Source organism: Marinobacterium sp. MBR-109 (assembly GCF_040547565.1).
GTDB lineage: Bacteria > Pseudomonadota > Gammaproteobacteria > Pseudomonadales > Balneatricaceae > Marinobacterium.
The window spans coordinates 54731-68983 of record NZ_JBEPPZ010000011.1 but is presented as its reverse complement, the minus strand read 5'-3'; the positions used below and the strand labels follow the sequence as shown (position 1 = coordinate 68983).

Sequence of the window (14253 nt, the reverse complement as noted above, 5' to 3'; positions counted from 1 at the left end):
ACAGATGTTGAAACTGTGTTCTCGACTGGCCAGCGTATTGTTGGCCTGTTTCTCTGCCGGGCTTCAAGCCGAGCCCATTCAGGCCCTGAGCTGTTATCTCGAACCTTCGGCAGATGTCACGGTGGGAACCACCGCTGAAGGACGTGTGACTCGCATGCTGGTGGATCGGACGGACCATGTCGAGAAAGGCCAATTGCTGGCTGAACTGGAATCTGGACTGGAAACGGCGGCCATCAATACAAAATCCGCGCAGGCCGCATATGCCAACCGCCGCTTGGAGCGTATCAAGGACCTGTCAGCCGCTAAACTGATAACCGAGCAGGAAGTGGATGATATTCGTACAGAAAAGTCGATTGCCAACCTGGAGCTGCGCGAACGCAGAGAGCAGATGAAGCTCAAGAAGATTACGAGTCCGATTGATGGGGTAATTGTTGAGCGTATGGTGAGCGAAGGCGATCTGGTCAAGGGGGGGGAGGTCGCACGGATTGTCAGTCTCGATCCCCTTTACGTTGAAACCGTCATGCCGCTTGAGCTGTTTGGTACCCTTGCCAAAGGTGATCGGTATCAGGTGAGACTGCAGCACCTTGAGAGCGTACATGATGTAATCGTGATCAATGTGGATTCCATTGTCGATGCCGCCAGCAGTACCTTTCGAGTGCGCCTGAAGCTGGACAATCCGGAGTATCGCATTCCTTCTGGTCTCAAATGCCTGCTGCTGTCTGCTGATCAGGCGGAATAGGATCAACTCTCGTTTTCTTCAAGGGAGCGGCTTCAAACTTCCCCCGCCTTTCTGGACGGTCAGCTTTGGTCAGCTTAGGCACGGGATTAGCTGATATTCTGTTTGAAACATGTTTTTTGCCTGACAATCATCGGGTTAAAGCCGCAAGAGTATGTTCAGGCAAACTCCGCACAGCCGCTTGGAGTGTAGTGAATGAGAGTTTTTTTCCTCCGGCTAGTCACCATAACGCTCTTTTGCACGATGCCATTTCAGCTCGCTATGGCGTTTGAAGTGGTATTGACCGATAAAAAAGTCGTACTCGATCAGGGCCAGCTATCACTGCTGGAAGATAAAGACGGTCTTCTCTCCCTGAGTGACGTCCGTCGGCTTCATTCAGAGGGTGAATTTCGACCGATTACGGGTGGAATCGCCGAGGGCTACAGCTCATCTTCATTTTGGGCAATGGTCCGACTGAATCGACCCGATGAGGCGCTTACTCGCTGGGCCATTTCCGTAGGCCCTGCCTATACTGACAGTGTTGAGATATATCTCATCCATCAGGGGCGCTTGATTGACAGGCTCGCAATGGGTGATCAGCGCGTCGACCTGAAGCACGACCTGCATCACCGCCTGCATCTGGCCGGCATTGACCTGCCGCTGGGCCAGACTGATCTGTTCATAAGATTGCAGACATCCAGTACATCCCTGATGCTGATGCAGCTGATTCCCGAATTCCTCATCGATCACTACATCGACATTACCATTTATCAGGAAGGGCTGCTGATCGGCATTCTACTGGCGATTCTGGTCATCAACATGTTGAACAGCGTATGGCTGCGTAACATGCTTTTCTTGCATTTTGTAACCTATGAGGCCTGCCTGATTATTACACTGCTGTTGGCCACAGGCCTGTTCGGCATGTTTTTTCCCCACTTCAGTGCCACTGAGCTAAACGAGTTGATGCAGTATGCTGTGGTTTCATCGGGCTTTTTGGCATTCATTTTTTTCTATGGATTGCTCAGCTTTCCCTCTCGGCTGCGCTGGCTGGTTGATCTGATGTTCATCACCGGCATTGCCCATTGTCTGTGGGCACTCTATATGACCATGCTGGACCAGTTTACCCAAGTCATGACTTACATGAACTGGTTCCTGGTTGTGTACATGGTACTGATGGTTCCCGTGCTGGCGCTGCAATGGAGAGATGTAAACGCTGAACAGAAAATACGTATCGGTGGGTTTTTACTGTTTGGGTTCTTTGTCGTTGCCAATGCCCTGTTTGTCAGCGGTAAAATCGGTGTAACCCGTCATACCGTGCTTGTGGCACCCATCATGATTCTTTCGTTCCAGCTATGTCTGCACTTCATCCTGGTGGCTTCCATCCGTAAATCGGAGCGATTTTTGAGCGAAGCGGCACAAAAAACTCAACTTGCAAGCCAGGAAGCTGAATTCGAGCGACGCCTGCGCCAGTCCAACGAAATGTTTATGGCGATGTTTTCGCATGAGGTTCGTACCCCTCTGACCGTGATTGATGCCTCGGCACAGGCGATGCAGCGAATGGATCGCAAGGCGCTTGGCCAGGAAGGTGAGCATCGCAACAAACGCTACCACCGAATCCGTCAGTCGGTAAGGCGAATATCAGAGCTGCTGCAACTGAGCAATGTATTTGGCCAGGCGACCCCCAGGGACGACCCAAGCCTGGTGTGGGACTATGATCTAATTGCATTGATCCATGAGGTCACGGCCGAGTTTACAGGCAGATACACCCATCGTGTTCATTTTTTTAGCTCAAAAGATGAACTTCGGGTGACAGAAGGTGTGCCACAACAGGCACTGCGTGTGATTATCCGAAACCTGATCGACAATGCACTGAAGTACAGCCCTGCAAGCGCGCCAGTCGATGTTTATGTTGAGCGAGGTCAGTATGTAACCTGCATTACCATTCGAGATCATGGTCCGGGCTTGACGGAGTACGTCCGTGAACATATGTTTGAACGCTATTTCCGGGGCAATGAAGAATCCGATACCCCCGGGCTGGGGTTGGGACTCTATATCGTAAAGGAGCTGGCCGATCGATTTGGAATTGAGCTGCTTTTTACCAGCGGCTGTAATGGAACATCGTTTGCCTGCAGTTTGCCTTCAGGCCATTCAGGGGTTAAAACGTGAGCAAGGCTTATCGGATAGCTGTATTGGAAGATAACCGAGCGTTATGTGAAGAGTTGTTGTTGCTGCTGGAAGAGGAAGGGTATCAAACTGCTGGCTTCAGTCACGCAGGGGCATTTATTGAATCCCATCGCAGCCAGCCATTTACGGTAGTGCTGCTGGACTTGGGGCTGCCTGACAGGGATGGCATCACTGTCGCGGATGAGTTGAGTCGGAAGCGTGATGATATCGGCATTATCATGCTGAGTGCGCGTGACAGTGTGCATGACCGCGTTAAGGGTCTGTTGGTTGGAGCCGATGCCTATCTTGTAAAGCCCTTTGAGTTTGAGGAGCTGACAGCCCATGTGAATGCTCTGATTAGGCGTAAAAGTCTGTATGCATCGCCATCGGGTGAATGGGTTCTCAATGTTCACGCGCAGCTGTTGAGCTTTTCTGAAAATACGGTTGAGCCGTTGAGCCTCAGTGCTCAGGAACTGAGTATATTGAAAGTCCTAGCCATGCATTATCCAGAGTCTGTGTTGCGTATTGAAATGGTAGAGGCTCTGGGTGAGGACTATCGGGTGTACGACGAACGGAGGTTGGAAAAAAACATAAGCCGTCTCCGCAAGCGCTTGAGCGAATACTGGGGTATGGCGCCAATTAAGGCTGTTCGAAACAAAGGATATGTGTTTGAGGCGCCTATACGCGTTATTTCAAACGGGACTTGATGCCTCAAGGGTTCTACCCCGTTTCCACGGACAGTTTTGGACTTGCTATATGGTGCAATTATTAAGTAAATTGCGTTGTATTAACGAAAAACATACGGTCGTATGATTCGGTCGTTCAAAACTACATCTAGCCAGGAAGATTACAATGAAAATTCCACGCAAAGGGACTTACAATTCACCTTCTTTTAAAATGAAAGAGTTAGCGGCCGCTGTGGCTCTTTGTTGTGTAGGGCCTGCATTTGCGGCACCCATTACACTCGAAGGTGATTATATCCGTATCGGTACCAACGACTACGGAACATTGGGCTCAGGTGGTAACACTTCTCCTGGGGTGCTCTACGACTCAACCGGTACAGGTACCTTCAATACCGCCTATGATTACCTGACTCCCGGGTCGCCATGGGAGGGTTTTACGGTCAAGGCGACAACCGGAGGCACTACTTATACTGCGATTAACAATAATGAAACTGGAGATTGGAGTGCGATATCAGGGACGTTGACTGATATCTCCAGTGGTGATTATCGCGGAGTCTCCTGGAGCGGATCCTTTGTCGATGGGAGCACGACGCTATTCGATATCGTCAACGAGGTAGGGTTCAACATCTCGGATACAAAGATTACACTGACGACTACTATAACCGCCAGAGAAGACCTCACTGATCTGTATTTTGCGCGTTATATTGACCCCGATGCCCAGGCGGCTCCTGGGGATAGTTCATCGACCAACAACTTCCAGGGCACTGAAGGTGTACCTACGACAAACCTTGTTTATGCTGAAGCATTGGCAAGTAAGTATGTGATCGGGTTGTACTCGGCGGGAGCAAACGTCAACACCGGCATATCATCTAGCTGGACTGAAGCACCAGAGTTTTTTTATGCCGGCACCAACGATGGTAACGGTGACTATACGATTGGCCTAGGCTATTACGCTCCTACTCTGAATGCGGATGGCTCAATTACCTTCACCTATTACTACATCTTCGGTACCGATATTGCCGCAGCCGTACAGGATAATATCGGCGGCTTGAGTGTGTTGACCTCCTCAACCAACGTAGGCAATTCGCCGGTATTCCCGGGCGCTTACATCATTGATGGAACGCCTGAGTTGCTGACCCTGTTCAGTGACGCAGGGCTGTCAAGCGATAAGGAAATTTCAGATGCGGCAACTCAAACCCTCCCGCTTTTGACCGGTGGTGGGTTCTTCGCGGCCCGTACCGCGCTTTACGGTATAAACGGTGCGGTGATTGCCCGTCAGAAAGCAAACCTGGGCCTCTCTTCCGGCGATCTGATGTTGAGCGACAAGCATTTCTGGATCAAACCGTTCGGCACCTGGACCGAGCAGGATGATCGCAAGGGCGTGTCCGGCTATGACGCCAACACCGGTGGTCTGGTTATCGGTCTGGATAGCTCGATCAGCAATACGACTCGTCTGGGTGTGGCCTTCGCCTATGCCACCACCAACGTGGATGGCAGTTCGGCAATTGCTCCGCATAACTTGGATATCAACAGCTATCAGTTGATCGGCTACGGCTCTCGCTCGCTCGACGAAAACACAGACCTGACCTTCCAGGTCGACTTCGGCCAGAACCAGAACGAGGGCAAGCGTCAGATCGCCTTCACCAGCAGCGTTGCAGACTCCGACTATAAGAGTTACTCGGCCCATCTGGGCATGGGGGTTGTCCGTGGCTACGCCATCAATGACACCAGCCGTGCAACGGCAACCCTTAAGGCTGACTATACCAGGATCAAGGATGAGTCTTACACCGAAACTGGTGCAGGCCTGCTGAACTTGGACGTAGACAGCAACACCACCGAAGCACTGGTTGCGGGTATTGAAGGTCAATTGATCCAGGCCCTGAACCCGACTACTGACCTGACCGCCAAGCTTGGTGTGGGCTACGACCTGATCAATGACCAGGCCAGCATCACCTCGGCCTATGCGGGAGCTCCTGCAGCCCAATTCACGACTTATGGAATCGACCCAAGCCCCTGGATCGCCAACGCCGGTGTCGGGGTTGTCCACACTACTGAAAGTGGCGTTGACGTCAGTGTTAATTATGATGCGGAATACCGCTCTGATTATTTGAGCCACTCGGCATCGTTTAAGCTGCGCTGGGCATTCTGATTAGGTCTGTCATGCAGAAAGCCATGGGGTCATGCCCGTGGCTTTTTTGTTTCAGGGTCTGAAATCACATGAATCGCATTATTCTGATAGTACTGTGGTCCGCAGTATTGCTGCTTCAGGGCTGTTCCCAGGTGCCAACGCCTCAAAGCCGGGCAGACACGGCTGACAGGTTGGTGGGGGGGCATGGTTGGAAAGGATACGCGGTGGATGGCGGCCTATTTCAGCTTCAGGCCTATGGCCCCGCAACCCGTGACCCGGTTCGCCATTTAAGGGTGTATATCGAAGGTGACGGTTTAGCCTGGATCAGCCGCTCACGCCCTTCAAGTAATCCAACACCGATTACACCTATAGGGCTTCAGTTGGCGCTCGCTGACCCGACAGGTCAAGTTGTCTATCTTGCGCGTCCCTGTCAGTACCGATATGGCTTGGCGTGCGCTCCCGAGTATTGGCTGGCACGTCGATTCTCGCCCGAGGTAATTGCGGCGACGGGGCAGGCGATAGATCGGCTCAAACAGCGATATCATGCTCAATCAGTGATATTGGTGGGATATTCAGGCGGTGCGGCGGTTGCGGCGCTGGTAGCTGCGCATCGCTCGGACGTAAGCGCACTGATTACGGTAGCAGGCAATCTGGATACCCAGTTGTGGACACAGCATCATAGTGTCACACCCTTGACCGGCTCTTTGAATCCGGCGGATTATGCACGGCTGCTGCACACTACTCCACAGTGGCACTTCACGGGAGGAAAGGATGCTATCATCCCCCCTTTGATCGTCGGTGCATTTGCCAAACGCTTTGCAGAGCAGGCTCCACTCCATATCCTCACACTGCAAGCGTATGACCATTACTGCTGTTGGGCTGATCAGTGGCCGCAGTTGTTATCCATGACCGGCTTAACCCAATTGTTGGAAGATTATTAGGCGCATGGCTCAAAACGCAACCGTATTCAAGGCACACCTGCAGATCGCGGATATGGACCGGCACCACTATGCCGATTACAGCCATACACTGGCACAACACCCGTCCGAAACCGACCTGCGCATGATGGTACGTCTGCTGGCGTTTATCCTGCGTGCCGAAGAGCGGCTGGAGTTTACCCGCGGTCTTTGCGTGGATGATGAGCCTGATCTGTGGCTTAAAAGCTATTCCGACGAGATCGAACTCTGGATCGATACCGGTTTGCCCAGCGAGAAGCGGATCCGCAAGGCGTGTAACCGCTCACAGCATGTGCTGTTGCTGGTGTATGGAACGGATCAGGCGGTCAATCCCTGGTGGTCAGGGCTGCAGGGGCAGATTGGCCGGTTTGATAATCTTGAGGTGCTGCGCATTCCATCCGAGCAGAGCGATGCTCTGGCGGCATTGGCTGAGCGTGGCATGCACCTGAACTGCACCATTCAGGATGGGCAGGTCTGGATCAGTGGCGATCACGGAGATGTGACCATCGAGCCGCAGAAGTGGCTTTGATCTGATACCACTTCTGCCGGCTCGTCAGGACAGGCTTACTCCGCGTAAGCCTCGACCGGGATGCAACTGCAGAACAGATTACGGTCGCCGTAGACGTTGTCGATCCGGTTGACCGTTGGCCACAGCTTGGATTCCTTCAACCAGCTGGCCGGGAAGGCAGCTTGCTCGCGACTGTAGGGGCGGTTCCAGTCCGGGTCGATCAGATCAGCTTGGGTGTGAGGCGCGTTCTTCAGCGGGTTGTTGTCCGCGTCCAGCTCGCCCGTTTCAACCAGTGCGATCTCCTCACGAATCTTCACCATCGCTTCAATGAAACGGTCCAGTTCAGCCTTGGATTCGGACTCGGTCGGTTCGATCATTAGCGTACCGGGTACCGGGAAGGACATGGTCGGGGCGTGGAAGCCGAAATCCATCAGGCGCTTGGCTACGTCTTCTTCGCTGATGCCGGAGCGTTCCTTCAGCGGGCGCAGGTCGATAATGCACTCGTGTGCCACGCGACCGTTTCGGCCCGAATACAGTACCGGATAATGTGCGCCCAGCTTCTTCGCCAGGTAGTTGGCGTTGAGAATGGCGTACTCGGTCGCCTGACGCAGACCTTCGCCGCCCATCAGGGCAATATACACCCAGCTGATCGGCAGGATGCTGGCGCTGCCCCAGGGAGCGGCGGAGACGGCGCCGTTTTCCGGATTGGGGCCGTCAATGCCGACCACCGGGTGGTTGGCAACAAAAGGTGCCAGGTGTGCCTTGACGCCGATGGGGCCCATGCCGGGGCCGCCGCCGCCGTGCGGGATGCAGAAGGTTTTGTGCAGGTTCATGTGCGACACGTCGGCGCCGATATCGGCCGGGCGGGTAATCGCCACCTGCGCGTTGAGGTTGGCGCCATCCATGTAGACCTGACCACCATTGGTGTGAATGATGTCGCAGATGTCGCGGACACCTTCCTCGTATACGCCATGGGTGGAGGGGTAGGTGATCATCAGGCAGGACAGGTCTTCGGCGTGGGTTTCGGCCTTGTTGCGCAGGTCGTTGATATCCACGTTGCCCTGATCGTCACAGTTGACCAGTACCACCTTCATGTCCGCCAGCGCGGCCGAGGCCGGGTTGGTGCCGTGGGCGGAGGTCGGGATCAGGCAGATGTTGCGATGACCCTGGCCCTGTGACTGGTGGTAGTTGCGAATCGCCATCAGGCCCGCATACTCACCCTGAGCGCCGGAGTTGGGCTGCATGCAGATCGCATCGAAGCCGGTGACGGCCTTGAGCATGGTCTCCAGCGAGTCGATCAGCGTTTTGTACCCTTGCGCCTGCTCGACCGGCACGAAGGGGTGCAGGGCGCCGAACTCGGGCCAGGTGACCGGGATCATCTCGGCGGTGGCATTGAGTTTCATGGTGCAGGAACCCAACGCGATCATGCTGTGGGCCAGCGACAGATCCTTGTTTTCCAGCCGCTTGAGGTAGCGCAGCATTTCGGTTTCGCTGTGGTATTCGTTGAATACCGGATGGGTCAGGAAGGCAGAGGTGCGTTCAAGCCCGTCAGGAATGCTGTCGGAGCCGTTGCTCACCAGTTCCGAATCCAGTGTGTCGAGATCAAGGCCATGGTCAGCGCCCAGCAGAGCGGTCCACAGGGCCTCAATTTCGTTGCGGTCCGTGCGTTCATCCAGGCTGATGCACAGGCGATCATCACCCAGCTTGCGCAGGTTGAACCCTGCCGTTTGAGCCGCATCATACAAGGTATCGCGCTGGCCGCCGGCATCAATGCACAGGGTGTCGAACCAGCTGTCGTGCACCAGCTTCAGTCCTTTCTGCTGCAGGCCTGCCGCGAGCAGGTCGGTCAGACGGTGGATGCGACCGGCAATGGTTTTCAGGCCTTCAGGGCCGTGATAGATGGCGTAAAAGGCGGCCATGTTTGCCAGCAGTACCTGAGCGGTACAGATGTTGGAGGTCGCCTTTTCACGGCGGATGTGCTGCTCGCGGGTCTGCATCGCCATGCGCAGTGCCGGCTTGCCGCGGGTGTCCACCGACACGCCGATGATGCGGCCCGGCACCGAGCGCTTGTACTCGTCGCGGGTGGCGAAGAAGGCTGCGTGCGGGCCACCGTAACCCATGGGGACGCCAAAGCGCTGTGCAGAACCAAACACCACATCGGCACCCATCTCGCCCGGCGACTTCAGCAGCACCAGACTGAGCAGGTCCGCCGCCGCACAGACCAGCGCCTTCTGCGCGTGGGCCTTTTCGATCAGCGCCGAGAAGTCACGCACCACACCGCTGGTGCCGGGGTACTGTACTACTACACCGAAGGCTTCATGCTGATCCAGCAGGGCCTTCACATCACCGACGATCACCTCATAGCCCAGCGGCTCGGCTCGGGTCTGAATCACGCTGATGGTCTGGGGGTGCAGCTCTTCATCGACCAGAAATACATTGGCGCGCTTGGCCTTGCTCATGCGCTTGCACAGCGTCATCGCCTCGGCTGCCGCAGTCGCTTCATCCAGCAGAGAGGCGTTGGCCAGATCCAGCCCGGTCAGGTCCAGCACCATCTGCTGATAGTTCAGAATCGCTTCCAGGCGGCCCTGCGACACTTCCGGCTGATAGGGGGTGTAGGCGGTATACCAGCCCGGATTTTCCAGCACGTTGCGCAGAATGACATTGGGCGTCAGCGTGTCGTGGTAGCCCATGCCGATCAGTGAGCGCTTGATCCGGTTCTGGCCGGCAATCGCTTTCAGTTCGGCCAATACCTGAGCCTCGGTCTTGGGCGCTTCCAGTGCAATAGGCTGTTTGACACGAATGCTGCCGGGCACGGTCTCATCGATCAGCGCCGCAAGGCTGTCAACGCCCAGTTCGGTCAGCATGGCGGCGGCTTCATCAGCGGAAGGGCCGATGTGGCGGCCGATAAAGGCATCCTGCTGTTCAAGGGCATGCAGCGGGCGCAAAGACAGTTCTCTCATGGCAGATCGATCCCGAATTGTTCATTAATTGGGCGCAATTCTAGCAGGGATGACGTACCTCGCGCAGCAGAACTCTCGTAGTAGAGGATAGGGTGGCAGGGAATCGGGATGCGACAACGTGTCACATTATCCCCTCGGAACTTTCTCCCTAGAATGAGCCGCAATTTTGCAGCCTGAAGGGAGTTAAAGGATGAAATTCAGCTATTCCAGTCTGTCGCTGGCGGTGATGGCCGCACTGTCGGTTCCTGTTGTATCCACCCCCGTGTGGGCAGAAGACGTGTTGGAGGTGACAAAACCTCTGCCTGTGTCGGCAGTGATCACCAGCAGCGATACCGAGGCGGTTCAGGCGGCGCCGAGCAGTGATGGCGGCGATCTGCTGCGGTCGATCAACGGGGTGTCCGGTTCGCGCATGGGCGGGCGCGGCATTGATCCGGTGATTCGCGGTCAGAAGCAGAATCAGCTGAATGTGATCCTTGATGGTGCCTTCCTCTACGGCGGCTGCCCCAACCGCATGGACCCGCCGACCACCTACACCGCCGCTGAGAGTTACGACCGGGTAACGGTGATCAAGGGCAATCGCAGTGTGATCTACGGCCCGGGCGGCAGTGGTGGTACTGTGCTGTTCGAGCGTGAGCGCCCGCTGCTGGACGCGGATAAACCCTATCGTGGCAAGCTGTCCGCCGCTTATACCGGCAACAGCGATACCACCAACCTGTCCGCTGATCTCGCGGCCGGTGATGAACAGGGCTATGTGCGCTTTGTCACCGAAAAAGCCGATGCCGGCAACTATGAAGATGGCAACGGTAACGAGGTGCGCTCGTCCTACCAAACCGAAAGCAATGCACTGATGGCGGGCGTTCGTCTGGGTGAGCAGACCTGGCTGGAAGGCAGCTACGAGCAGGTCAATGAAGAGGATGTGCTCTTTCCCGGCGCCGGCATGGATTCACCCTACAGTGATTCAGACACCTGGCGCCTGAAGCTGGACCATACCACTGATGGCGGTTTCATCGAGCGAGTGCGGGCCGAGGTGTATCGGGCTGATGTCGATCATCTGATGGATAACCACAGCCTGCGGCCTCTGACTGCCATGATGGCGATGGACGCGCCGACCAGTTCCGATACCCTCGGTGGCCGCCTGCTGATCGACAGCCGTGTGCGGGGCCATGAGATTCAGTGGGGTGTGGATCATCAGGAAAACAACCGTGATGCGTCTGCCATCATCGCAAGTGGCATGATGACGGGGCGTGTAACCGGTATCCAGTGGCCGGATGTGACCATCAAACAGACCGGTCTGTTCGGTGAGGCCAGGCACTATATGGCAGGTGGTGACCTGCTCAAGGCGGGGGCGCGCTATGATTACGTGCGCGTCGATGCCGGCAGAACCAACGAGGCGTTTACCGGTGGAGGGCTGAATGGCCAAACCCCGAATGACCTCTATGGCAGCAATGCCGATGACAACGCCAGCGAGCACAACCTGAGCGGTTTTGTCAGTTGGACCCATCGCATCAACAGTCAGTACCGACTGGAGTCCACGCTGTCGCGCAGCGTGCGCACCGCCGATGCGACCGAGCGTTATATGGCCACCGGAACCTGGCGCGGCAATCCTTCGCTCGATCCCGAAAAGCACCATCAGCTCGAACTGGTGCTGGCTTCGGAAACGGCCGATCTGAGCTGGTCACTGGCGGGTTACTACAATCGGGTGGATGACTACATCAACCGCCAGAACAACCGCTATGACAATATTGATGCCGCGCTGTATGGCCTTGATTTTGAAATGGCCTGGCAGCTCGACAATAATTGGCAGCTGCGTAACGGCATCGCCTGGGTGAAAGGCGAAAACCGTGACGACAACACCGATCTTTCACAGATCCCGCCGCTGACGGCAACGCTGGCGCTGGATTATCGCCATGATGCACTGAAAGCGGGTATCGAGTGGGAAGTGGCGGCACAACAGAATGATGTATGTTTGTCCGGCAGCGCCTGCGGTGGTCAGGATGTACGCAAGACACCGGGTTACGGTGTGGTCAACCTGAATGCGGGTTATGACTTCAACCCGTCATTGAGCCTGAATACAGGCATCAACAACCTGTTTGACAAGGCTTATGCCCATCACATCAACCGTGAAGATGCTTTCGGCAATACGGCTCAGGTCAATGAGCCCGGCCGTACCGGCTGGATTCGTCTGACGGCACGTTTCTGAATTGACCTCCTCTTTCATTCCGCTTTGGGGCCACGGTGGCCCCTTTTTTGTGTGTGCAGCTACACCTAATCGGTAGTTTCAGTGTCTATAATGAGCTGATAAATTTAACTTTATGCACAAGCGTTATAAAAACAAGACAGTTTGATGGTGCGCCACCGGCCGCCTGAGGAATCAAGGGGACAGCACATGAAAGTGTGGCCAGGGAAAAGCTCGGCAGATCAAACGCTGGATCAGTCACTGATTGCCGTGGTGATGATCGACGAGCAAAACCGGATCAAGCGCTACAATCGAGCTGCCGAAGCGCTTTGGGGCTTCAGCCGTGAGGAGGTGATCAATCGCAACGTATCGATGCTGGTGCCGCAGGAGCATCGTGGTCGGCACGATGATTATGTGGATCATCACCGCAGAACAGGTGAAAACCGAATTGTGGGGACATCACGCGAGGTTGAGGTAGAGCGCAAGGATGGTTCTCGCATCTGGGTGCAACTGGCGCTGTCGCAAGTCAAGGTGGGGCGCAAGAAGTACTACAGTGCTTTCGTGCGTGATGTGACGGCCGAGCGCAGTGCTCGCGAAATGATGCAGCAAACGCTCGAGCAGGCACTGGATGCGGTGGTCTGCATTGATGAACACAATAACATTACGCTGTTCAACAAGGCGGCAGAAGTGCTTTGGGGGTGTTCTCGCGATCAGGTAATGGGGCAGAACGTCAAAATGCTGGTGCCTCAGATCCATCAGCCAAGTCATGATGAATATGTACGCCGCAATCGCGAGGGCGGACAAGATCGTATTGTCGGCACGTCACGTGAGGTTGATATTGAGCGCCTTGATGGGGGCCATCGTTGGGCGAGGTTATCCCTGTCCAAAGTGGTGGTGGATGATCGCGTCACCTACACCGCTTTTCTGCGCGACATTACTGAAGAAGTGGAACGGCGTGAAGAGATGCGCATGCTTAGCCTGGTCGCGGACAAGACCGAAAACTCGGTGGTTATTACCGATGCGGAAGGCTGTATCGAATATGTGAATAACGGTTTCATCCGCATGACCGGCTACACGCTGGAGGAGGTACAGGGTCGCAAGCCTGGCACCTTCCTGCAGGGTGAAGAGACAAGTCCTGAAACTATTGAGCGCATCCGTAAGCATCTGCGTGATCTGGATGTGTTTTACGACGAGATTCTCAACTACAACAAGGCGGGCGAGCCCTACTGGGTGTCGCTGTCGATCTCGCCGGTACTGGATGAGCGCGGTCGCCCGGACAAGTTTATCTCCATTCAGGCTGATATTACCGAAACCAAGCGCGAGGCGCTGGAGTCTGAAGTGCGCCTGAAGGCGATCAGTGAGTCACTGCTGATGGTCGAGTACAGCCCAGAGGGGCGTTTCGTGTCGGCCAATTCCTATTTCACCAAGCGCAGCCGGAACAGTGCCGAGCAGGTGGCCCAAAGTCTCTGGCAGCAGATTGAACCACAACAGCTTGGCCGGCTGCGAGAACAAGGTGAGCTGGCCTGTAAACTGAGTGTTACCCTTGCCAGCGGAGACCCGCTGACACTGGATATGCGTTTCTGTGCGCTGCGTGATTTCAAACACACGATTACCCGCCTGGTTGGTTTTGGTATTGATATATCGGACCGACGGGTAGCGGTCACTCAAACACTGCAGGCGATGAGTTCGGTGGAAGAGGTTAGTGACCGCATCGCCAATATCGTCACCAGCATCAACCAGATTGCAGAACAGACCAATCTTCTGGCGCTGAATGCAGCCATTGAGGCGGCGCGTGCCGGCGAGGCAGGGCGTGGCTTCTCGGTGGTGGCAGACGAGGTGCGAAACCTTGCTCAGCGCTCGGGAGAGTCGGCACGCGAAATTGGTCAGCTGGTGGAAGAAACCCATGACCGAGTGAACGAATTGTCCGGTGCCATGCGTAAGATTGACCAATGAGATTATTCTGA

9 protein-coding genes are annotated in these 14253 nt (G+C 55.3%); 8 read left to right on the top strand and 1 reads right to left on the bottom strand.

Annotation, left to right across the window (positions count from 1 at the left end):
• Positions 1-4 precede the first annotated feature (4 nt).
• From ABIE60_RS13665 to ABIE60_RS13640, 6 genes are all read left to right on the top strand, one after another.
• Positions 5-739: an efflux RND transporter periplasmic adaptor subunit gene (locus ABIE60_RS13665; protein WP_354470078.1), complete on the top strand. Its 735-nt coding sequence runs from the start codon at positions 5-7 to the stop codon at positions 737-739.
• Between the two features lie 240 nt (positions 740-979).
• Positions 980-2881 carry a sensor histidine kinase gene (locus tag ABIE60_RS13660; protein WP_354470077.1) on the top strand — a complete coding sequence of 634 codons (1902 nt, stop codon included), beginning with the start codon at positions 980-982 and terminating at the stop codon, positions 2879-2881.
• The gene (locus ABIE60_RS13655; protein WP_354470076.1) at positions 2878-3585 is read left to right on the top strand and encodes a response regulator transcription factor; all 708 of its coding nucleotides are present in this window, start codon (positions 2878-2880) and stop codon (positions 3583-3585) included. Before ABIE60_RS13660 ends, ABIE60_RS13655 begins: the two co-directional genes overlap by 4 nt.
• A gap of 145 nt (positions 3586-3730) precedes the next feature.
• On the top strand, positions 3731-5710 hold the full coding sequence (locus ABIE60_RS13650; protein WP_354470075.1) for an autotransporter family protein: 1980 nt from the start codon (positions 3731-3733) through the stop codon (positions 5708-5710).
• Between the two features lie 68 nt (positions 5711-5778).
• Positions 5779-6630 (top strand): alpha/beta hydrolase, encoded by an 852-nt coding sequence (locus ABIE60_RS13645; RefSeq protein WP_354470074.1) that lies wholly within the window; start codon positions 5779-5781, stop codon positions 6628-6630.
• Positions 6631-6634: 4 nt separating this feature from the next.
• The gene (locus tag ABIE60_RS13640; RefSeq protein WP_354470073.1) at positions 6635-7174 is read left to right on the top strand and encodes a YaeQ family protein; all 540 of its coding nucleotides are present in this window, start codon (positions 6635-6637) and stop codon (positions 7172-7174) included.
• A gap of 35 nt (positions 7175-7209) precedes the next feature.
• On the opposite strand, the gene gcvP is transcribed toward ABIE60_RS13640, so the two are convergent.
• Complete coding sequence (gene gcvP / locus ABIE60_RS13635) at positions 7210-10113, bottom strand: aminomethyl-transferring glycine dehydrogenase (RefSeq protein WP_354470072.1); 2904 nt, start codon at positions 10111-10113, stop codon at positions 7210-7212.
• A gap of 190 nt (positions 10114-10303) precedes the next feature.
• On the opposite strand from gcvP, the gene ABIE60_RS13630 reads away from it, so the two are divergent.
• Both ABIE60_RS13630 and ABIE60_RS13625 read left to right on the top strand, forming a co-directional pair.
• Positions 10304-12313 carry a TonB-dependent copper receptor gene (locus ABIE60_RS13630; RefSeq protein ID WP_354470071.1) on the top strand — a complete coding sequence of 670 codons (2010 nt, stop codon included), beginning with the start codon at positions 10304-10306 and terminating at the stop codon, positions 12311-12313.
• Between the two features lie 186 nt (positions 12314-12499).
• Entirely contained in the window at positions 12500-14242 is a 1743-nt protein-coding gene (locus ABIE60_RS13625; RefSeq protein WP_354470070.1) for a PAS domain S-box protein, read from the top strand.
• Positions 14243-14253 lie beyond the last annotated feature (11 nt).

What these genes read in the sequence shown, in the direction of transcription:
- ABIE60_RS13630 (WP_354470071.1), top strand. Translation starts at nt 10,304, where the DNA reads ATGAAATTCAGCTATTCCAGTCTGTCGCTGGCGGTGATGGCCGCACTG.
- ABIE60_RS13645 (WP_354470074.1), top strand. Translation starts at nt 5,779, where the DNA reads ATGAATCGCATTATTCTGATAGTACTGTGGTCCGCAGTATTGCTGCTT.
- ABIE60_RS13660 (WP_354470077.1), top strand. Translation starts at nt 980, where the DNA reads ATGCCATTTCAGCTCGCTATGGCGTTTGAAGTGGTATTGACCGATAAA.
- ABIE60_RS13665 (WP_354470078.1), top strand. Translation starts at nt 5, where the DNA reads ATGTTGAAACTGTGTTCTCGACTGGCCAGCGTATTGTTGGCCTGTTTC.
- ABIE60_RS13625 (WP_354470070.1), top strand. Translation starts at nt 12,500, where the DNA reads ATGAAAGTGTGGCCAGGGAAAAGCTCGGCAGATCAAACGCTGGATCAG.
- ABIE60_RS13650 (WP_354470075.1), top strand. Translation starts at nt 3,731, where the DNA reads ATGAAAATTCCACGCAAAGGGACTTACAATTCACCTTCTTTTAAAATG.
- gcvP (WP_354470072.1), bottom strand. Translation starts at nt 10,113, where the DNA reads ATGAGAGAACTGTCTTTGCGCCCGCTGCATGCCCTTGAACAGCAGGAT.
- ABIE60_RS13640 (WP_354470073.1), top strand. Translation starts at nt 6,635, where the DNA reads ATGGCTCAAAACGCAACCGTATTCAAGGCACACCTGCAGATCGCGGAT.